We start from the raw sequence: 20635 nt of genomic DNA, 5'->3' as shown, positions 1-20635 counted from the left end.
GACCTCTAACCCGTCTGAGCTGGGATTACTACTCAGAGTTGCGTCGTTTAAGCCAGATGGAACGTAGCACCGGAAAAAGCCGGGAGTCAATAGTTGATCTCACTTTGTCGAGCTGTCAATCAGCCGTCAGATAATTGTGAAAGATGAGCGCGTCACCATTCACGAAATTGCTTCGCTGTTCTGAACGAGTGCCGCGTGTCGTAAGTGATCAGACGGTGATCGTGCGGGACAATGGGGCATGGCTGTTGCCGCACCGCTGGTGTTGCGCCCAGGTGACGGCACTCGTCTTCGTGCGTTGACGCGCTCGTCGGTTGCTGCGGCCGGGCATGTGTCGCGGGCCAGGATGGTGCTGCTGGCCGCGGAGGGGCTGCCCAACGCCGAGATCGGCCGGCGCGTCGGTGTGACTCGACAGACGGTGATCTCGTGGCGAGCCCGGTATGAAGCTGGCGGGATGGACGCGCTGGCCGATCTGCCACGGTCGGGTCGCCCGTCGGTCATCGACGAAGCGGCGGTGGTGACCGCGACGCTGAACCCGCCGCCAGCCGAGCTGGCGGTCACGCACTGGTCTGCTCGGCTGCTGGCCGAGCAGCTGACCAAGGATGGGATGCCGGTCAGCTTCGCCGAGGTCGCCCGAATCTGGCGCGATTGGGACCTGCAGCCGCACCGGGTCGAGTCGTTCAAGTTCTCCACGGACCCGCAGCTGGAGTTGAAGATCCGTGACGTGGTCGGGTTGTACCTGGCGCCGCCGGAGAAGGCGGTCGTTGTGTGCGTAGACGAAAAGTCCCAGATCCAGGCCCTGGACCGGACCGCCCCGCTGCTGCCGATGCGGTTCGGCGTCGCCGAGCGACGTACCCATGAGTACGTCCGGCACGGCACCACAACGCTGTTCGCCGCGCTTGAGGTGGCCACCGGACGCATCACCGCCGACGCCTGCCACGAGCGGCACCGCAGCGATGAGTTCCTGGCTTTCCTCAAGATCGTGGCAAAGGCGCATCCGCGGGTGCCGCTGCACGTGGTAGTCGACAACTACGCCACCCACAGCCACCCCAGGGTCAAGGCCTGGATGGCCAAGCACCCGCGGATTAGGCTGCATTTCACCCCGACCGGCTGCTCCTGGCTCAACCTGGTTGAGATCTTCTTCGGCATCATCACCCGGCAGGCCATTCGCCGCGGCACCTTCACCAGTGTCCCAGACCTGATCGGCGCCATCCGCGCCTTCATCGATGCCTATAACGAGCGCTGCGTACCGTTTGCCTGGACCAAGACCGCCGACCAGATCATCGCCAAGGCCGACCGGCGAAAGGGGCGCCCACGACCGTGAACAGCACCATCGCGCGGCTGTGGCTGGCCGACAACCTCCCGATCCGAGACGGCCTCTATCGAGCCGATGGGTTAACCCGAGCCGTGCGAGCCGGACCGTCGACGCCCGGCGGACTCGCGCTGCTCGAGCCGTTCGACCTCGAAGCATGGCTGCTGGCCAACCCCGAATGGCATACCACCATCATCACCACCATCGAGCTGCCGTTGCCCGATGGTTCCGGATACCTATGCTGCGGCGAAGGGTCCTACGGCTCGGAAGGATTCTTCGCCAGGCTCGACCAACTCAACATGCTCGTGTGGGTCGTCTACCTGGAAGACTCCAACCCGTTTGTCGACGCAGCCATCCACGGGCCACACGCCACGGTCAGGTCAAGCTCACGCCTGTCCGTCACCGTGGACCTCACAAGCCCGGAGTTCGGCCCCACCTGACCGGCGCAACTCCGACCAGCCGGACTCACCGCCACAACGAAACTGCAGCACTCCGTGGCCAAGGCGTGCCGACCCCCGAGCCACTCACGGGTCCCACCGTCAATCCAGTTCAGACACACGACACTAGGATCAGCGCCATGATCGTCGACGCTCCGTCAACGCTCACTCCCACGCCCACGTCGGGGTGGCACCGAAGCGCTCGGCTCCGCACGGCGGTCTGCTGGCTGGTGGTCGCCCCGACAGCCCTCTGGGCCGCCCTCCGACTGATCGGCCTGGACCGGGGGCCGCTGGTGCAGGCGCTCGCCTTCACGCCGTACGTCGCGGGCTTCAGCGTGCTGGCCCTCACCCTCACCCTCGCCCTGCGGCGCTGGTGGCCGGCGGCCCTCGCGGCAGTGGCGGCGGTGGCACTGCTCGGTGCCGTGGCACCCCGGGCGTTGGCCTCCGCGCAGCCGACGGTGGCCGGGCCGACCGTCCGGCTGCTCACCGCCAACCTGCTCGCCGGCGCCGGCGACGCGCGGACCCTGGTCGAGCTGGTGCGGCGCTACGAGGTGGACGTGCTCACCGTGCAGGAGTTCACCCCGGACGCGCAGGCGGCCCTGGATCGGTTCGGCCTCGACGGGCTGCTGCCGCACCGGCAGCTCAACCCGGAGATCGGCACACCCGGCTCCGGGCTCTACTCGCGGTGGCCGCTCACCGACGTCGGCCTGCGGCGCAACCTCGGCGGCTGGGGCTTCACCCAGGCGCACGGCACGATAGCCATCCCCGACGCGCCCCCGGTCCGCGTGGAGTCGGCTCACCCCTCGGCGCCATACGCGGTGGACCAGGTGGGCGCCTGGCGTGCCGACCTGAAGGGTCAACCACCGGCCACCCCGGACGGCGGCCTGCAGATCCTCGCCGGCGACTTCAACGCCACCCTCGACCACAGCCCTCTGCGGGCCCTGCTGAGCACCGGTTACGTCGACGCCGCCGACGCCACCGGAAAGGGCCTGACCGGCACCTGGGGCCCGTACGACGGGGACCTCATCCCACCGGTCACCATCGACCACGTGCTCGTCGACCGGCGCATCGCGGTCCGGTCGGTGAAGGTGCTCGCCCTACCCGGCAGCGACCACCGCCCCGTCCTAGCCACCGTGACCCTCCCAACCCGGTAACCCCCAGCGCTGCCCCACGTGCAGCGCTGGGGTGGGGGGTTAGACCGTGGTGGGGGCCAGGCCGTAGGTGAGGGCGTCGACCAGGGCGTGCCAGCTCGCTTCGACCACGTTGGGGTGCACACCGACAGTGGTCCAGTCCCGGCCGGTGCCGTTGGCGGTCTCCAGCAGCACCCGGGTCACCGCGCCGGTGCCGTGGCTGCCCTCCAGGATGCGCACCTTGTAGTCGGCCAGCTCGAAGTCGCGCAGCTGCGGGTAGTGCCGGGCCAGGCCCACCCGCAGCGCCTCGTCGAGCGCGTTGACCGGGCCGTTGCCCTCGGCGGTGGCGATCACCCGCTCACCGCGTACCCGGATCTTGACGGTCGCCTCGGAGACCACCGCGCCGTCCTCGCGGTGCTCGACCAGCACCCGGTACGACTCCAGAGTGAACGGTCGGGCCGGGCTGCCCTCCGGCAACTCGGAGCGGACCAGCAACTCGAAGGAGGCGTCCGCAGCCTCGAAGGACCAGCCACCCGCCTCCAGCTCCTTGACCCGATTGGTGACCCGGGTCAGTGCCTCCGGGCTGCCGGCCAGGTCCAGGCCGAGCTCACGACTCTTGAGCTCGACGCTGGCCCGGCCGGCCATCTCGGTGATCAGGATCCGCATGTCGTTGCCCACCACCGACGGGTCCACGTGGTTGTAGAGCAACGGGTCGACCTTGATCGCACTCGCGTGCAGCCCCGCCTTGTGAGCGAAGGCGGCAGCCCCGGCGTACGCCTGGTGGGTGTCGGGGGCGATGTTGGCGATCTCGGCGATGGCGTGCGAGACCCGCACCATCTGTGCCAGGCAGCCCTCCGGTAGGACGGGCATGCCCAGCTTGAGTTGGAGGTTGGCGACGACCGCGAAGATGTCGGCGTTGCCGGGGCGTTCGCCGTACCCGTTGGCGGTGCCCTGGACGTGGCGGACACCCGCCTCCACGGCGGCGATCGTGTTAGCCACCGCGCAGGAGGTGTCGTTCTGGGCGTGCATGCCGAGCAGCGCGGCGTCGATCCCCAGCCTGTCGGTCAGGTCAGCGATCACGGCGGTCACCTGGGACGGCAGCATGCCGCCGTTGGTGTCGCAGAGCACCATCCGCTCGGCGCCGGCGGCCAGCGCGGTCTGCACCACCGCCGCGCCGTACGCGGGATCGTGCCGGTAGCCGTCGAAGAAGTGCTCACCGTCGACGAAGACCCGCCGGCCCTCGCGGACGAGGTGGCTGACGGTGTCGTGGATCATCGCGAGGTTCTCCGCGCCGGTGGTGCGCAACGCGCGCTCGACGTGCCGGCTGTCGGCCTTGGCAACCAGGGCCACCGCCGGCGTCTGCGCGTCCAGCAGGGCACGCACCTGTGGGTCGTCGGCGACCGCCACACCGGCCTTGCGGGTGGCGCCGAACGCGACCAGGACGGCGTGCCGCAGGTCCAGTTCGGTGCGCGCCCGGCGGAAGAACTCGGTGTCCTTGGGCACCGCGCCCGGCCAACCGCCCTCGATGAAGCCGACCCCGAACTCGTCGAGCAGCCGGGCCACGGCCAGCTTGTCGACCACCGAGTAGGTGAGCCCTTCGCGTTGGGCGCCGTCGCGCAACGTCGTGTCGAAGACCTGGAACGTCATCAGGATCCTTTCTCGGAGCAACAAAAAGACCTCCCGCGGATGCGGGAGGTCTGCGCGCTCGGCGGAGGGGGCCGGCGCGCTAGGTCGCAATAATCAGGGCGGTGCTGGTCACGATGGCCACTCTGCCACTCCGCCCGTGGTTTTGGGAGGAACAATCCATATAGCGGGACGGTCACCCTGCGTGGCCCCCAGCGCCGGGCGGAGCACGTACGCCCCGACGGGCCGCCGCCACACGGCGCGGCTCGGCGTCCCGCCGCACCGCGGCCTCGGCCTCCTGCCGTTTCCGGTCCCCGGCGGACGGGTAGCTCCTGCGGGGACGCACCCACCTACGCCGAGACGATCGGCGACAGTCAGGAGTGAACGGCATGGACAGGATCGATCCCCACGCCACCCACGCCGGGCCGGACCCGCTGCGCGGTGGCGACCAGGGCACGGTGCCCGGCGGCGCGCCGGCCGGCACTTTCGACCCCTGGCGCTACCGGGACCAGGCCGGGGTGGCCGACGCCGACCTGGTCGGCTACAAGGTCGAGGCCACCGACGGTGGAATCGGCAAGATCGACAGCGCCAGCCACGAGGTGGACGGCAGCTACCTGGTCGTGGACACCGGCCCCTGGATCTTCGGTAAGAAGGTGATGCTGCCGGCCGGCACCGTCAACCAGGTCGACCACGACCAGCGCACCGTTTCCGTCGACCGGACCCGCGACCAGATCAAGGCCGCCCCGGAGTACGACGAGACCAGCCACAGCGACCCGAGCTACCGGGATCAGCTGGGCGGCTACTACGACGAGACGTACGGTGCGCTTCCACCCGGCACGGCACGCTGACGGTTCGGCCCCGACGGCCGGTGGGGCACGGACCCACCGGCCGTTACCGTGAGGGCGTGGACGCCATCGACGACAGCCGACAGATCCCGCTCCCCGCCACCTTCAACTTCCGCGACGCCGGCGGCTACCTCGGGCACGGTGGCCGACCCGTACGCCGTGGTCGGCTCTACCGCTCCGACTCGCTGCACCGCCTCACCGAACAGGACCGGGACGCGTTCGTCGCGATCGGCATCCGCACCGTCATCGACCTGCGCCGCCCCACCGAGGTGGAGCGGGACGGCCGGGTGCCTGCATACCAGGGGCTGACCTACCGGCACATCCACCCGGAGCACGACGACTGGGCGGGCGTGCCGCACGAGGAGGGCGCGAGCCTGGCCCGGTACCTCGCGGACCGGTACGCCGCCCTGGCCCAGACCGGCACCGCCGGGCTGGCCGAGGCCGTCGGTCTGATCGCCGACTCCGCCAACGCCCCGGTGGTGGTGCACTGCGTCGCCGGCAAGGACCGCACCGGCATCGTCTGCGCGCTGACCCTCGCCGTGCTCGGCGTCGACGACGCGGACATCACCGCGGACTACGCGCTCAGCAGCGAGGCGTCGGCCCGGTACAGCGCGTGGCTGGCCTCCATCAACCCGGGCGGCGGGGACCTGCCGGCGCCGTTCCTGGCCTCACCCGCCGAGGCGATGCAGATCTTCCTGGACGAGCTGCGCGAGGGGCACGGTTCGGTCGAGGCGTACCTGCGGCACGCCGGTGTGACCGACGAGCAGCTCGCCGCGCTCCGCGCCCACCTGCTCGCCGAGCCCACCGAGGCGTAGACCGCCGAGGTTCCGGACGCCTGTACCGGTCCGACTGCGCCGGCCCGTCCCTCTGGACGGGCCGGCGCAGCGACGGATGTCAGAAGACCCGCTGCACCCATCCGTGCGGGTCGGCGGCCTCGCCACGCTGGATCTCGACCAGCTGCTGACGCAGCGCCATGGTGACCCGGCCGGGCTCGCCGCCACCGATCAGGAACTCGCCGTCCGGGAAGCGGACCCCACCGATCGGGGTGACCACCGCGGCGGTGCCGCAGGCGAACACCTCCTTCAGGCGTCCGCTGGCGGCGTCGGCCTGCCAGTCGGCGAAGCTGACCGGCCGCTCCTCGACCTGGTGCCCGGCCGCCCCGGCCAGCGCGAGAATGGCATCGCGGGTGATGCCCGGCAGGATCGTGCCGGTCAACGGTGGGGTGACCACCGTGCCGTCGTCGTAGACGAAGAAGACGTTCATGCCTCCCAGTTCGTCGACGAACCGGCGCTCCACCGCGTCCAGGAAGACGACCTGGTCGCAGCCGGCCTCGATGGCCTCGGCCTGGGCCGCCAGCGACGCGGCGTAGTTGCCGCCGCACTTGGCCGCGCCGGTGCCGCCGGGCGCGGCCCGGGTGTAGTCCGGGGAGACCCAGACGGTGACCGGCTTGACGCCACCGGTGAAGTACGCGCCGACCGGTGAGGCGATCACCATGTAGAGGTACTCGTTGGCCGGGCGGACGCCGAGGAAGACCTCGCTGGCGAACATGAACGGCCGCAGGTAGAGGCTGCCGTGCTCGTCGGTGGGGATCCACTCCCGGTCGATCTCGATGAGCTTGTGCAGCGAGTCGACGAACACCTCGGGCGGCAGCACCGGCATCGCCATCCGCTGCGCCGACGTGGCGAAGCGTGCGGCGTTGGCGTCCGGCCGGAACATCGTCACGCCACCGTCGGCCGTCCGGTACGCCTTCAACCCCTCGAAGATCTCCTGCGCGTAGTGCAGCACCGCACTGGCCGGGTCCATCGGGATCGGGGCCCGCGCCTCGACCCGGGCGTCGTACCAGCCCTTGCCGTCGGCGTAACGGACCGTGACCATGTGGTCGGTGAAGACGCGGCCGAACCCGGGGTTGGCCAGCAGGGCGGCCCGGTCGGCGGCCGATACCGGTGCGGGATTCGGACGGATCTCGAAGTCGAGCTTGTCACCACCGCTCATCGCGCTGACCTCCCTGCGGGACAACGGCATGCGGAATCGCACACCGACTTGGCTGTGCCAGAAACTTACCCCGAACGGTCGTTCAGCGGGTAGCGCCGCTCGGGCGAGACAGAGCGGCCCGGCCGGGCCGAGGCCGGGCCGGTCGCTGGTGGGGTCGGGTCGGTCAGGCTACGGCGTGGGCGGCGAGCCGGTCGCCTACCTCTTCGGTACGCAGCGTCACGCCCGGAGTGCGGCTGGCCAGCTCGACGGCGACCGACGCGTTGACCCGGGCCGCGGCCTCGGCGTGCCCGAGCTGCTCCAGCAGCAACGCGGCGGAGAGCACCGCGGCAACCGGGTCGGCGATGCCCTGCCCGGCGATGTCCGGCGCCGAGCCGTGTACCGGCTCGAACATCGAGGGGTACGCCCCCTCGGGGTTGATGCAGCCACTGGCGGCCAACCCGATCCCGCCGGTGACGGCGGCGGCGATGTCGGTGAGGATGTCGCCGAAGAGGTTGTCGGTGACCACGACGTCGTAGCGCTGGGGCTGGGTGACCAGGAACATGGCCGCCGCGTCGACGTGCTGGTATTCGGTGGCGATGTCCGGGTGCTCGGCGGCGACCACGTCGAAGGTGCGCGACCAGAGCGACCCGGCGTGGGTGAGCACGTTGGTCTTGTGCACCAGGGTGACCTTGCGCCGCTCGCGGCGGCCGGCGCGGGCGAAAGCGTCGCGGATGACCCGCTCCACGCCGTGCCGGGTGTTCAGGCTCTCCTCGGTGGCGACCTCGGCGGGGGTGTCCCGGTGCAGCGAACCACCGGCCCCGGCGTAGAGACCCTCGGTGCCCTCGCGCACCACCACCAGGTCGACCTCGCCCGGCTTGACGTTGCCGAGCGGGCCGGCGACCCCGGGCCAGAGCCGGGACGGGCGCAGGTTGACGTACTGGTCGAAGGCGAAGCGGAGCTTGAGCAGCAGCCCTCGCTCGAGCACACCCGGCGGAACCGTCGGGTCACCGACCGCGCCGAGCAGGATCGCGTCGTGCCCGGCCAGCTCGGTCAGCACGGAGTCGGGCAGCACCTCTCCGGTACGGTGCCAGCGGGCGGCGCCGAGGTCGTACTCGGTGGCCTGCACGCCGGGCAGCACCGCGTCGAGCACCTTGCGGGCCTGCGCGACCACCTCGGGCCCGATACCGTCCCCGGCAACCACCGCGATCCGCGCCACGACCGCACTCCTCTGCTCAACGGGTTCTCCTCCGGGGCAACGGTACGTGGGTGTCCCGCCTCCCGGTACGCGCCTTCCAACATTCGGGACGCGCGGATGCACAGCACCCTCTCAGCTGAGACTCATGGGGCGGTCATGTCCGCTGCATACGGTGGTGGTCAGCGGGTCACGGGGGCCTGCCGACCATCGGCGTCGCGACGACGCGACGCCAAGCGCGAGGGGGTAGATGCGATGCGCATCGACGAGCAGCCGCGGACCCGCTGGCCGGACCCGGCCGCATTCCGCCACCGCCGGCCGGACCTCCGACTCGGCAGCCGTCGACACCGCATCGACCCAACCTCCGCCACCGATGGCCGGATCGCGGTGCAGCACACCGTTCGCACCGCGACCGCCGAATACACCCTCCTGCTCAACGCCCCCGCGTGGCTCGGCCGCCGCGGCGTCGGCGAGGCACTGCGGGACAGCGTGGCGGAGCTGCGCGCCATCGACCTCACCTACGGTCCCAACCGGCCGGAGAGCCTGGTCTCCCGCCTGCGCAGGGGCGAGATCAGTCCCGACTCGTACCCGCCACTCGCCGACCTGGTGGACCGCTGCACGGCCATGCGCGCCGCCACCGACGGGTGGTTCGACGCCTGGGCGGTGCCCGGCGGCTTCGACCCGGGTGGTCTGCTCGGCGGCTGGGCTGTCGAACGCGCCGCCGAGCGGCTTCGTGCCGCTGGCATCCACGACTACGCCGTCCTCACCGGTGCCGACCTCGTCGTTCGCGGCCACGCGCCGCACGGTGGGCCCTGGCGGGTCGCGGTGCACCACCCCACCGCACCCGAGCGCGCCCCGTTGGTGTTGGAGATGACCGCCGGAGCGGTCGGCACGTCCGGGGTGACCGGGCGGCAGGGGCACGTGGTGGACCCGCACACCGGTGAGCCGGCCGACCAGCTCGTCGCCGCCACCGTCGTGGGCCCCGACCTCACCATCGCCGACGCGTACGCCACAGCGCTCTACGCGGCCGGCCCCACCGGCCTGTCGTGGTTCCGTGGCAACTCCGACTATCGGGCGCTGTTCGCACACCGACGCTGAGAAGAACGCGGGCGCAGCGAGCCCGTCTCCCCGCGGCGCTCGGGCCCGATTCGCACCTCGGCCGCTGACAGGCGGCCGGACGGGCCAATGCGATCGGCCCCCACGGTCTCGGCAACGACAGTGGGGGCCGGTCAGCGACGAGTGCGCGTGGCTCGCACAATCGAGGGGTGCGGACCGGTCGGGCCGGACGTCGACCGCGCCACCCGAAGACGGGCCGGCGCCTCGAACTCGGCCAGTGACCGCAGACGTACGCTAGCGAATCGACGCAACTCGACGCAAGAGTCTCCACAGCGGACCGTCGTGACCGGAGACTGCGGTATCCGGTGGTTGACCCGGCGGCGAGGCAGTTTCGACATGGTGAACGACGGATGGCACGCTGTCCGCCGTGAGTTTCGATCTGAGCGTGTGGGCCCTGGAGCACGGGGCGACGCCCGAGGACGTACGGACAGCGGTCGACGGTTGCCGACAGGGGCGACACGTGGACCGTTACCCCGACCCGAGGGTGGTCAGCTTCTACCGCGCCATCACCGCCTCCTATCCGGACCGCCACCCCGGCCCGAACAGCCCGTGGGCGGTGGCGCCACTGCACGCCGCACACGATCACGTCGAGTTGAACCTGCACCCGACCTGCGCGGACCAGGTGCTGCTGGACATCGAACGGCTGGCCGGCGAGCACGGGCTGATGCTCTTCGACCCGCAGGACGGCTCGGTCTACCCGCCCCCGGCCCGACTGCCCGGCTGACCTGGCCTGCTTCACGGACGGGAAATGACGAGGGGCCCGGCGAATCGCCAGGCCCCCCACAGTGTTTGTCGTCTACTTACTCGTCGCGCAGGTCCGCGGCGCTGGCCGACGTGGCACCGATCGAGTCGGCGGCCGAGGTCAGCAGGTCCGCGCCGAGCGCCTGGTCGACGGTCAGCGTCATCAGCGTCTCACCGCCCGCCTCGCGCCGAGCCACCTGCATGGCGGCGATGTTGATGCCGGACTCGCCGAGCAGGGTGCCGACGGTGCCGACGACACCGGGCCGGTCGGCGTAGCGCAGGAAGAGCAGGATGCCCTCCGCGCCGATCTCCACGTCGAAGCCGTCCACCTCGGTCAGCTTGAGGACGTCCCGGGCACCGGAGTGGGTGACGGTGCCGGAGACGCTGACCGTACGACCATCCGGCAGCGCGCCACGCACAGTCACCAACGTGGGCTGCTCGGCCGTCTCGGCCAGGGTCGCCAGGGTGACCTCGACGCCACGCTCGGCCGCCAGGTGCGGGGCGTTGACGTAGGTGACCTGCTCCTCGACCACCGAGCTGAACAGGCCCTTGGTGGCGGCGAGCTTGAGCACCGACACGTCGTGGCTGACGATCTCGCCACGCACCTCGACCGTGACGCTGGCGGCAACCCCACCGGCGACAGCGGTGAACGCCCGACCCAGCTTCTCCGCCAGCGGCAGCAGCGGCCGGACGTCCTCGGCGACCACGCCGCCCGCCTGCACGTTCACCGCGTCCGGGACGAACTCGCCCTGCAACGCCAGCTTGACGCTCTTGGCCACGGCGAGACCCGCCTTGTCCTGCGCCTCGTGGGTGGAGGCGCCCAGGTGCGGGGTGGCCACCACGTTGTCGAAGGCGAACAGCGGCGACGAGGTGCACGGCTCCTTGCTGTACACGTCGACACCGGCGCCGGCGACCCGCCCCTCGGCGATCGCGTTCGCGAGCGCCTGCTCGTCGACCAGCCCGCCACGGGCGGCGTTGACGATGCGAACGCCGGGCTTGACGATCGCCAGCTCCTTCTCACCGATCAGCCCCACCGTCTCCGGCGTCTTGGGCAGGTGGATGGAGATGAAGTCGCTCTCCCGCAGCAGCTCCTCCAAACCGACCAGACGTACGCCGAGCTGCGCCGCGCGGGCCGGCTGGATGTACGGGTCGTACGCGATCAGCCGGGTGCCGAACGCGGCGATGCGCTGCGCGAAGAGCACCCCGATGCGACCGAGCCCCACCACGCCGACGGTCTTGCCCTGCACCTCGACGCCGGTGTACTTCGACCGCTTCCACTCCCCCGCCTTGAGCGCGGAGCTGGCGCTCGCGGTGTTACGCGCGACGGCCAGCAGCAGTGCGACGGCCTGCTCGGCGGCGGAGACGATGTTGGAGGTGGGCGCGTTGACGACCATGACGCCCCGGGCGGTGGCGGCCGGCACCTCGACGTTGTCCAGCCCGACGCCCGCCCGGGCGACCACCTTGAGTCGCGGCGCGGCGGCGACCGCCTCGGCGTCGATCTGGGTCGCGCTGCGCACGATCACGGCGTCGGCCTCGGAGAGCGCCGCGAGCAGGGCCGGACGGTCGGTGCCGTCGACGTGACGGACGTCGAAGTCGTGGGCGAGCACCTCGATGGCGGCGGGGGCGAGTTCTTCGGCGATCAGTACGACAGGATTCATCGGTCCTCGTAGAGGTCGTGTTTGCGATCGGCCCGGGCGGCGGGGCGCCGCACTGCACCCTGCGCTGATCCGTGCCGTGGCCGTCAGGTGCCGGCTGCTGCACCTACCCGCGATCGTAGGTGCCTTGCTGCCCAGCATGTTCCGGTCTTCGGGGTGAGGGCCCTCACACGCCCGGTCGTGCGACGGACATCGACCGTTCACCGGGCCGAAACGGTCCCGCCCGCCGCCGCGCCCGCCCATCGGTGCCATGACCCGCGCAACATCGGGGAAACTGCTGCCTCGAAGCAGCCTGAGGGCGCAATATCCCTGATGTTGCGCGGATCACGGAGGCATCGAGCGCGTTGAGGGGCGGGGCGGCGCATGGTTCGACGGCCCCGGGCGACGCTGGGGAGAGCGCCGGCCGGGGCCGTCGGTGTCGCAGGATGCGTCAGGCGGTCTCGGTGATCGGGCGGTCGACCCAGCTCATCATGCCGCGCAGCTTCTTGCCGGTCTCCTCGATCGGGTGCGCCGCACCCTCGGCCTGCCACTTGGTGAAGTTGGGCCGGCCGGCCTCGTCCTCGGCGACCCACTCGCGGGCGAACTCGCCGGACTGGATCTCGCCCAGGATCTTGCGCATCTCGTCCTTGACCCGGGAGTCGATGATGCGCGAGCCGCGGGAGAGGTCGCCGTACTCGGCGGTGTCGGAGATGCTGTAGCGCATCTTCGCGATGCCGCCCTCGTACATGAGGTCGACGATCAGCTTCAGCTCGTGCAGGCACTCGAAGTAGGCGACCTCCGGGGCGTAACCCGCCTCGGTGAGCACCTCGAAGCCGGTCTGCACCAGTGCGGAGGCACCGCCGCAGAGCACCGCCTGCTCGCCGAAGAGGTCGGTCTCGGTCTCCTCGGTGAAGGTGGTCTTGATCGCGCCAGCGCGGGTGCCACCGATGCCCTTGGCGTACGCGAGGGCGAGGGCGAACGCGTTGCCGCTGGCGTCCTGCTCGACGGCGACGAGGCAGGGCACACCCTTGCCGTCGGCGTACTGGCGGCGCACCAGGTGGCCGGGGCCCTTCGGCGCGACCATGGCCACGTCCACCTCGGCCGGGGGCGTGATCAGGCCGTACCGGATGTTGAAGCCGTGGCCGAAGAAGATGGCCTTGCCCGGGGCGAGGTTCGGGGCGATCGACTCCGAGTAGATGGAACGCTGGGCGGTGTCCGGTGCGAGCACCATGATCACGTCAGCCTCGGCGGAGGCCTGCGCCGGCGTGAGGACCCGGAAGCCCTGCTCCTCGGCCTTGGGACGGCTCTTCGAGCCTTCCGGCAGACCGATCACCACGTCGACGCCCGAGTCACGCAGCGACAGCGCGTGGGCGTGACCCTGGCTGCCGTAGCCGATCACCGCGACCTTCCTGGCCTGGATCAGGCCGAGGTCGGCATCGTCGTCGTAGAACACCTCAACGCTCATGAGAACTTCCCTTTCGTACGACGGCCGGGGCGGCCCGTCGTGGTCTGTGTTGATGGGTTCCGGGGCAGCCCGCCAGGGCCGACCGGGTGGCGGTCAGGCGGCCCGCAGCGCGGGACCGGCGGTGATCGAACGCGAGCCGCGCCCGATCGCCACCAGGCCGGACTGGACCATCTCCTTGATGCCGAAGGCTTCGAGATCGCGCAGCAGAGCGTCGAGCTTGTCCGGGGTGCCGGTGGCCTCGATGGTCAGCGTGTCCGGTGCGACGTCGACGACCCGGGCGCGGAACAGGTTGACGGTCTCCAGCACCTGGGACCTCGCGGACCTGTCGGCGCGGACCTTCACCAGCAGCAACTCGCGGGCAACCGAGACCTGGGGATCCAGCTCGACGATCTTCAGCACGTTGACCAGCTTGTTCAGCTGCTTGGTGACCTGCTCCAGCGGGGACGACTCCGCGTTGACCACGATGGTGATCCGGGAGACGTCCGGGTTCTCGGTCTCACCCACGGCGAGACTGTCGATGTTGAACCCGCGCCGGGAGAACAGGCCGGAGACCCGGGCGAGCACGCCCGGCTTGTTCTCCACGAGCACGGACAGGGTGTGCATCGTCATTAGATGTCATCCTCGTCGAAGGTCGGGCGGACGCCGCGGGCGAACATGATCTCGTCGTTGCTGGTGCCGGCGGCGACCATCGGCCAGACCATCGCGTCCTTGCCGACCACGAAGTCGATCACCACCGGGGCGTCGTTGATCTCCATGGCGGCGGCGATGGTCTTGTCCACGTCGGCCGCGTTCTCGCAGCGCAGACCGACGCAGCCCAGTGCCTCGGCGAGCTTGACGAAGTCGGGGATGCGGTGCTTGTGGGTGCCGAGCTCGGTGTTGGAGTAGCGCTCGTTGTAGAACAGCGTCTGCCACTGCCGGACCATGCCGAGGTTGCCGTTGTTGATGACGGCGATCTTGACCGGGATGCCCTCCAACGCGCAGGTGGCCAACTCCTGGTTGGTCATCTGGAAGCAGCCGTCACCGTCCACCGCCCAGACCACCGTGTCCGGCTTGCCGACCTTGGCGCCCATCGCCGCCGGCACCGCGTAGCCCATCGTGCCGAGACCGCCGGAGTTCAACCAGGTGTACGGCTTCTCGTAGGAGATGAACTGGGACGCCCACATCTGGTGCTGGCCCACCCCGGCCACGAAGATCGCGTCGGAGCCGACGATCTCGCCCAGGCGCTTGATCACGTACTGCGGGGAGAGCGTGCCGTCGGACGGCTCGTCGTAGCCCAGCGGGTAGCGGTTGCGCAGGTCGTCCAGTTGGGTCCACCAGTCACCCAGGTCGGTGCTGTGACCCGCCGACCGCTCGACGGTCACCGCGGCGATCAGCTCGTCGATGACGTGTTTGGCGTCGCCGACGATCGGCACGTCCACGTGCCGGTTCTTGCCGATCTCGGCGGGGTCGATGTCCGCGTGCACCACCGTCGCGTCCGGGGCGAACGAGTCCAGCTTGCCGGTGACCCGGTCGTCGAACCGGGCACCCAGCGCGACGATCAGATCCGCCTTCTGCAGGCCGTAGACCGCGGCGACAGTGCCGTGCATGCCGGGCATCCCCAGGTGCTGCTGATGCGAGTCGGGGAACGCGCCGAGCGCCATCAGCGTGGTGACGACCGGGATGCCGGTCAGCTCGGCCAGCCGGCGCAGCCCGTCGGTGGCACCGGCCTTGAGCACGCCGCCGCCCACGTAGAGCACCGGCCGGCGGGCGCCGGACATCAGCCGCGCCGCCTCCCGGATCTGCTTGCCGTGCGGGTGCAGGGTGGGGCGGTAGCCGGGCAGGTCCAGGGTCGGCGGCCAGCTGAAGGTGGTCGGCGCCTGAAGCACATCCTTGGGGATGTCGACCAGCACCGGGCCGGGTCGCCCGGTGCTGGCCAGGTGAAACGCCTCGGCCAGCACCCGCGGGATCTCCTCGGCGTTCTGCACGAGGAAGTTGTGCTTGGTGATCGGCAGGGTGATGCCCTGGATGTCGGCCTCCTGGAAGCCGTCGGTGCCGATCAACGGGCTGGCCACCTGTCCGGTGATCGCAACGATCGCCACCGAGTCCATGTACGCGTCGGCGATCGGGGTGACCAGGTTCGTCGCGCCCGGGCCGGAGGTGGCCATGCAGACGCCGACCTTGCCGGTGGCCTGCGCGTACCCGGTCGCCGCGTGTCCGGCGCCCTGCTCGTGCCGCACCAGGATGTGCCGGACGGTGGAGTCGTAGAGCGGGTCGTACGCCGGCAGGATCGCGCCGCCCGGAATGCCGAAGACGACGTCGACGTCGAGCGCCTCGAGGGACCGCACGAGCGAGCCGGCCCCGGAGACCTGGGCCGAGGCGGTGGGTCGTACCGCCGGGACGGCCGGGCTGGCCGCGCTGCGTGCGGCGGCCGGGTCGACGTCGACGGCGGGGTCGGCGGAGGCGCGGGCCCGGCGGGCGGTGTGGGCGAGGGTCTCGGGCGTGGGTCTCGTCATGACGGTTCTGGCCTTCGGCTGGAGTGGCTGGTGGCTAGTCAAGCGATGCGACACGGGCGGGGCTCGCGTCGCCAGGTTCCGATGGCAATAAAAACGGCCCTCGTGCAGATGCACGGGGCCAGCGCACTCTCAGGAGGGAGAGTGCGCTCAGGTAAGTACTCGCAGCGACCGGTACGACGACATGCGGCTAAGCCTGACGCATCTCACGCGATGAGTCAACTGATCCCACATGTTGGTTAACGGACGTCGGCGCGTCGGTCGGCGACGCGCTGTCGGCAGGCGGGTTGAGCTGCCCTGACCCGCCCGGATGCCGACGCGGCGTGGGCAGCGGAGCAGGCCGCGCACCGGGTGAGGTCGCCGCCTCCAGCATCGCCTCCAGGTGCTCGGCCGGCACTCCCCAGCCGAAGAGCGCGCCCTGGCCGAACCGGCATCCGGCGGCCACCACGGCGGCCAGCTCGGTCGGCGTCGTCACCCCCTCGGCGATCACCTCCAGCCCCAGCTGGTGGCCCAGTCGCATGACGATGTCGACCATCGGCGCGAACGCCGGACCGTCCTGGTCGACCGGGCGGACCGGCTCGTGCTCGGCGACCAGGCTGTGGTCGATCTTCAGGATGTCGATCGGGAGCCGCCGCAACTGCCCCAGCGACGAGTAGCCGGCCCCGAAGTCGTCCAGCGCGATCCGGACACCGGTCAACCGCAGCGCGGTCAGCCGCCGGATCAGCTCGTCCAGGTCGGTGGCGACCGCGTGCTCGGTGACCTCCAGCACCAGCCGCTGCGGCGGCACGTGGTGGGCGCGCAGCGCCTCGGCGACCTGCACCACGTACTCCGGGGCGTGCAGCTCACGCGGGGAGACGTTGACCGACACCCACACGTCGTGCCCGTCGGCCAGCCACCGGGAGAGCTGGTAGCAGGCCTGGTGCAGCACCCAGGCGCCGAGCGGAGCGATCATCCCGCACTCCTCGGCGAGCGGGATGAACTCGTCCGGACGGACGTTGCCCAGCTCGGGGTGGTGCCAGCGGAGCAGCGCCTCGGCGCCGACCGGCCGCACCGACGGCAGCGACGCCACCGGCTGGAAAGCCAACCGCAGCTCGTCGCGGTCGATGGCACCGCGCAGCTCATGCTCCACCGCGGTCCGTCGACGCAACAGCTGGTCGTACGCCGCGTCGTAGCGCTCGATCCGGTTCTTGCCGCGTTGCTTGGCGTAGCGCAGCGCCAGGTCGGCGTGGCGCAGCAGCAGCTCCACGTCTCCCTCGCCGGCCGACCCGGCCACCCCGATGCTGACCGACAGGAAGACCGGCCCCTCCGGCTCGTCGTACGGCCGGTTGACCACCCCGAGCAACCGTTCGGCGACCCGGTCCGCCTCGGCCGGCCGGCCCTGCATGAGGACGGCGAACTCGTCGCCGCCCAGCCGGGCGGCCACGTCGCCGGGGCGCAGGTTGGCGCGCAGTCGCCGGCCCACCTCGGCCAACACGGCGTCGCCCACGTCGTGACCGCGCATGTCGTTGACGTTCTTGAAGCCGTCCAGGTCGAGGCCGAGCAGGACGCGGGGGTTGCCCGTCGCGGCGCTGTCGTGCAGTGCGCGGAGCAGACCACGCCGGTTGGCCAACGACGTCAACGGGTCGGTGTGCGCCAGCTCGCGGAAGTGCGCCTCCCGCTCGGCCAGGCGGTCCGCGTACCCCCGGACGTCGCGGAGGGTGAGGTATTGCCGTGCCACCAGGGCGAAGCCCTCCACGCTGCCGGCCACGATGCCCGCCGCCGTGAACCGGCCGTCCTGGGCGAGGTGGTACATCGCCGACGCGGCCATCGCCAACATCGGGGCGATGGCGTACTCGCCGTCGCGACCGATCAGGTCCAGATCGACCTGCCCGGGCCGGTCCGCCCGGTACACCGAGAGCGCGACGGTCAGCAGGCCGGCGGCGAGCACCGCAGCACCGGTCAGGGCCATCGTCGGCCCGGCCTGGCAGAGCCCGGCGCTCAGGCCGAGGCCACCGCAGGTCACCGCGGTGATGCCGGAACCCAGCGCGGCGAGCCGTCGACGGGGGGTCGCGGCCCGGAAGACCACGATCACGGCGAGCCCGGCGCCGAGCGCGGCGCTCACCGTGGCCACCAGGATCGCCGGGCAGGCCATCGGGGTGGCGGCGCCGAGCAGCCGGGTGGGCTCGGAGAAGAGCACCCAGCCGACGAACCACAGCGCGGCCGCCATGACCAACCCGTCCAGGGCGAGCCGGGCCGTTCCCGACGCGGTGGCGGCCACCCCGGGCAGCCGGAGAAGACCGGCGGCGAAGGCCAGCCCGCTCACTGCCGCGCCGATCGCCACCACCGTCGCCCAGCCCGTACGCTGCCCCTGCTCGTGGGCCCAGTGGTCGTTCGCGCTGAGCGCGGCCACGACCCCGGCCAGCAGACTGAGCAGCGCGACCCCGGCGGCCGCGGCGAGCAGCACGTGTGCGGGCCGGCGCGGCCCGGTACGCCGCCAGGCGACGACGGTCAGCAGCACGGCGGCCACGGCGGCGGCGAGCCCGCTGAGCGCCGCCACAGCGACCATGCCCGGGGGGAGATGCACGCTCCCAAGAGTGCCGGATGCGCGCGAGTCGTGGGGGGTGGGTGTGCATCTGTTGGGACACGGCGCCCACCGGGGCCGGTCCCCGTGGCGACGGTGTCATGCTGGTATGCATGCCTGAGCTGCGGTCGAGGACTTCCACACACGGTCGGACGATGGCCGGCGCCCGGGCCCTCTGGCGGGCCACCGGGATGACCGACGACGATTTCGGTAAGCCGATCGTCGCCATCGCCAACAGTTTCACCCAGTTCGTGCCTGGTCACGTCCACCTCAAGGACATGGGTGGCCTGGTCGCCGACGCGATCGCCGAGGCCGGCGGGGTGGGCCGGGAGTTCAACACCATCGCGGTCGACGACGGCATCGCCATGGGGCACGGCGGCATGCTCTACTCGCTGCCCAGCCGGGAGCTGATCGCCGACGCGGTGGAATACATGGTCAACGCGCACTGCGCGGACGCCCTGGTCTGCATCTCCAACTGCGACAAGATCACCCCGGGGATGCTGCTGGCCGCGCTGCGGCTCAACATCCCGACCGTCTTCGTCTCCGGCGGCCCGATGGAGGCCGGCAAGACGATGGCGATCGAGGGCGTCGTGCACAGCAAGATCGACCTGATCGACGCGATGATCGCCTCCTCGAACGAGGCGGTCACCGACGAGCAGCTCGGCGAGATCGAGCGCTCCGCCTGCCCGACCTGCGGCTCGTGCTCCGGCATGTTCACCGCCAACTCGATGAACTGCCTCACCGAGGCGATCGGGCTGGCTCTGCCGGGCAACGGCTCGACGCTGGCCACCCACGCCGCGCGCCGGTCACTCTTCGTCGAGGCCGGCCGCACCGTCGTGGAGATCTCCAAGCGGTGGTACGACGGCGACGACGACTCGGTGCTGCCCCGCACTGTCGCCTCCAAGGCCGCCTTCGAGAACGCGGTCGCCCTGGACGTGGCGATGGGCGGGTCCACCAACACGGTGCTGCACCTGCTCGCCGCCGCCCGGGAGGCGGAGATGGACTTCGGCGTCGCCGACATCGACGCGATCTCCCGGCGGGTGCCGTGCCTGGCCAAGGTCGCACCGAACTCCCCGAACTACCACATGGAGGACGTGCACCGGGCCGGCGGCATCCCCGCGATCCTCGGTGAACTGGACCGGGCCGGGCAGCTCAACCGGGACGTGCACGCCGTGCACTCCCCCTCGCTGGCCCAGTGGCTGACCGACTGGGACGTGCGCGGCGGCTCGCCGACACCGACGGCCGTCGAGCTATTCCACGCGGCTCCTGGCGGCGTGCGTACCGTCGAGCCGTTCTCCACCACCAACCGGTGGTCGTCGCTGGACACCGACGCGGCCGGTGGCTGCATCCGGGACCACGAGCACGCCTACTCCGCCGACGGTGGGCTGGCCATCCTGCACGGCAACCTCGCACCGGAGGGCAGCGTGGTGAAGACCGCCGGCGTGCCGGACGACTGCCTGACCTTCCGCGGCCCGGCGAAGGTCTACGAGTCGCAGGACGACGCGGTGACCGCGATCCTCGCCAAGCAGGTGGTCGCGGGTGACGTCGTGGTGATCCGGTACGAGGGACCCAAGGGCGGCCCCGGCATGCAGGAGATGCTCTACCCCACCTCGTTCCTCAAGGGACGTGGGCTGGGCCGGTCCTGCGCGCTGCTCACCGACGGCCGCTTCTCCGGCGGCACCTCCGGGCTCTCCATCGGGCACGTCTCCCCCGAGGCGGCCTCCGGTGGGCTGATCGCCCTGGTCCGTGACGGTGACGAGGTCGTCATCGACATCCCGAGCCGGTCGATCGAGCTGAACGTGTCCGCCGAGGAGTTGGAGGCGCGACGGGTGGCCGAGGAGAAGCGCGACAAGCCGTACACCCCGACCGACCGGCAGCGCCCGGTGTCGGCGGCACTGCGCGCGTACGCCTCGATGGCCACCTCGGCCAGCGACGGCGCCTACCGCCGCGTCCCGGAGTAACCACCGCTCGGGATCGACACTGGATCGCCGATGTTGGGGTGTCCCACCGGATGCCCCAACATCGCTGATGTCGAGAGGCTGAACCGGTCCGCGGATGTCGGACGCGTCGGTTAGCGTGTCGTCGATCAATTCGGGGAGAGCCCGGATTCCTGCGGGGAAGAG

16 protein-coding genes are annotated in these 20635 nt (G+C 70.9%); 8 read left to right on the top strand and 8 right to left on the bottom strand.

Annotation, left to right across the window (positions count from 1 at the left end; all coding sequences use genetic code 11):
- The first annotated feature begins 238 nt into the window (after nucleotides 1–238).
- From GA0070619_RS02530 to GA0070619_RS02520, 3 genes are all read left to right on the top strand, one after another.
- Nucleotides 239–1321, top strand: coding sequence for an IS630 family transposase (locus GA0070619_RS02530; RefSeq protein WP_088946560.1), 1083 nt, complete (start codon nucleotides 239–241; stop codon nucleotides 1319–1321).
- On the top strand, nucleotides 1318–1749 hold the full coding sequence (locus GA0070619_RS02525) for a hypothetical protein (RefSeq protein ID WP_088946559.1): 432 nt from the start codon (nucleotides 1318–1320) through the stop codon (nucleotides 1747–1749). The genes GA0070619_RS02530 and GA0070619_RS02525 overlap by 4 nt, the downstream gene beginning before the upstream one ends.
- A 137-nt stretch (nucleotides 1750–1886) precedes the next feature.
- Entirely contained in the window at nucleotides 1887–2900 is a 1014-nt protein-coding gene (locus tag GA0070619_RS02520) for an endonuclease/exonuclease/phosphatase family protein (RefSeq protein ID WP_088946558.1), read from the top strand.
- A gap of 39 nt (nucleotides 2901–2939) precedes the next feature.
- Here the strand turns inward: GA0070619_RS02520 and cimA are convergent, their stop codons facing one another.
- Nucleotides 2940–4523: a citramalate synthase gene (cimA, locus tag GA0070619_RS02515; protein ID WP_088946557.1), complete on the bottom strand. Its 1584-nt coding sequence runs from the start codon at nucleotides 4521–4523 to the stop codon at nucleotides 2940–2942.
- Between the two features lie 365 nt (nucleotides 4524–4888).
- Between cimA and GA0070619_RS02510 the strand changes: the two genes are divergently transcribed.
- Nucleotides 4889–5347, top strand: coding sequence for a hypothetical protein (locus GA0070619_RS02510; protein WP_088951510.1), 459 nt, complete (start codon nucleotides 4889–4891; stop codon nucleotides 5345–5347).
- A gap of 65 nt (nucleotides 5348–5412) precedes the next feature.
- A complete protein-coding gene (locus GA0070619_RS02505; protein WP_370453074.1) occupies nucleotides 5413–6159 on the top strand; it encodes a tyrosine-protein phosphatase in 747 nt (248 codons plus the stop codon).
- A 79-nt stretch (nucleotides 6160–6238) separates the two neighbouring features.
- On the opposite strand, the gene GA0070619_RS02500 is transcribed toward GA0070619_RS02505, so the two are convergent.
- Together GA0070619_RS02500 and GA0070619_RS02495 are read right to left on the bottom strand one after the other, a co-directional pair.
- Nucleotides 6239–7336, bottom strand: a complete 1098-nt coding sequence (locus tag GA0070619_RS02500; protein WP_088946555.1) for a branched-chain amino acid aminotransferase — start codon at nucleotides 7334–7336, stop codon at nucleotides 6239–6241.
- A 163-nt stretch (nucleotides 7337–7499) separates the two neighbouring features.
- A complete protein-coding gene (locus tag GA0070619_RS02495; protein ID WP_088946554.1) occupies nucleotides 7500–8531 on the bottom strand; it encodes a 3-isopropylmalate dehydrogenase in 1032 nt (343 codons plus the stop codon).
- Between the two features lie 231 nt (nucleotides 8532–8762).
- Between GA0070619_RS02495 and GA0070619_RS02490 the strand changes: the two genes are divergently transcribed.
- Both GA0070619_RS02490 and GA0070619_RS02485 read left to right on the top strand, forming a co-directional pair.
- Nucleotides 8763–9605: an FAD:protein FMN transferase gene (locus tag GA0070619_RS02490; RefSeq protein WP_088946553.1), complete on the top strand. Its 843-nt coding sequence runs from the start codon at nucleotides 8763–8765 to the stop codon at nucleotides 9603–9605.
- Nucleotides 9606–9990: 385 nt separating this feature from the next.
- Nucleotides 9991–10347, top strand: coding sequence for a hypothetical protein (locus GA0070619_RS02485; RefSeq protein WP_088946552.1), 357 nt, complete (start codon nucleotides 9991–9993; stop codon nucleotides 10345–10347).
- A gap of 76 nt (nucleotides 10348–10423) precedes the next feature.
- On the opposite strand, the gene serA is transcribed toward GA0070619_RS02485, so the two are convergent.
- The 5 genes from serA to GA0070619_RS02460 form a co-directional block, all read right to left on the bottom strand.
- On the bottom strand, nucleotides 10424–12022 hold the full coding sequence (gene serA / locus GA0070619_RS02480; protein ID WP_088946551.1) for a phosphoglycerate dehydrogenase: 1599 nt from the start codon (nucleotides 12020–12022) through the stop codon (nucleotides 10424–10426).
- Nucleotides 12023–12449: 427 nt separating this feature from the next.
- The gene (gene ilvC / locus GA0070619_RS02475; RefSeq protein WP_088946550.1) at nucleotides 12450–13463 is read right to left on the bottom strand and encodes a ketol-acid reductoisomerase; all 1014 of its coding nucleotides are present in this window, start codon (nucleotides 13461–13463) and stop codon (nucleotides 12450–12452) included.
- A 93-nt stretch (nucleotides 13464–13556) separates the two neighbouring features.
- Nucleotides 13557–14072, bottom strand: a complete 516-nt coding sequence (gene ilvN / locus GA0070619_RS02470) for an acetolactate synthase small subunit (RefSeq protein ID WP_088946549.1) — start codon at nucleotides 14070–14072, stop codon at nucleotides 13557–13559.
- Nucleotides 14072–15955: an acetolactate synthase large subunit gene (locus tag GA0070619_RS02465; protein ID WP_088946548.1), complete on the bottom strand. Its 1884-nt coding sequence runs from the start codon at nucleotides 15953–15955 to the stop codon at nucleotides 14072–14074. The genes ilvN and GA0070619_RS02465 overlap by 1 nt, the downstream gene beginning before the upstream one ends.
- 187 nt (nucleotides 15956–16142) lie before the next feature.
- Complete coding sequence (locus tag GA0070619_RS02460) at nucleotides 16143–18497, bottom strand: putative bifunctional diguanylate cyclase/phosphodiesterase (RefSeq protein WP_371409981.1); 2355 nt, start codon at nucleotides 18495–18497, stop codon at nucleotides 16143–16145.
- 128 nt (nucleotides 18498–18625) lie between these two features.
- Between GA0070619_RS02460 and ilvD the strand changes: the two genes are divergently transcribed.
- Nucleotides 18626–20473, top strand: coding sequence for a dihydroxy-acid dehydratase (gene ilvD, locus GA0070619_RS02455; RefSeq protein ID WP_088946546.1), 1848 nt, complete (start codon nucleotides 18626–18628; stop codon nucleotides 20471–20473).
- The last annotated feature ends 162 nt before the right edge of the window (nucleotides 20474–20635 follow it).

Source organism: Micromonospora zamorensis (assembly GCF_900090275.1).
GTDB classification, from domain to species: Bacteria; Actinomycetota; Actinomycetes; order Mycobacteriales; family Micromonosporaceae; genus Micromonospora; species Micromonospora zamorensis.
The sequence above is the reverse complement of the archived record's forward strand: the minus strand, read 5'-3'. Positions and strand labels throughout refer to the sequence as shown.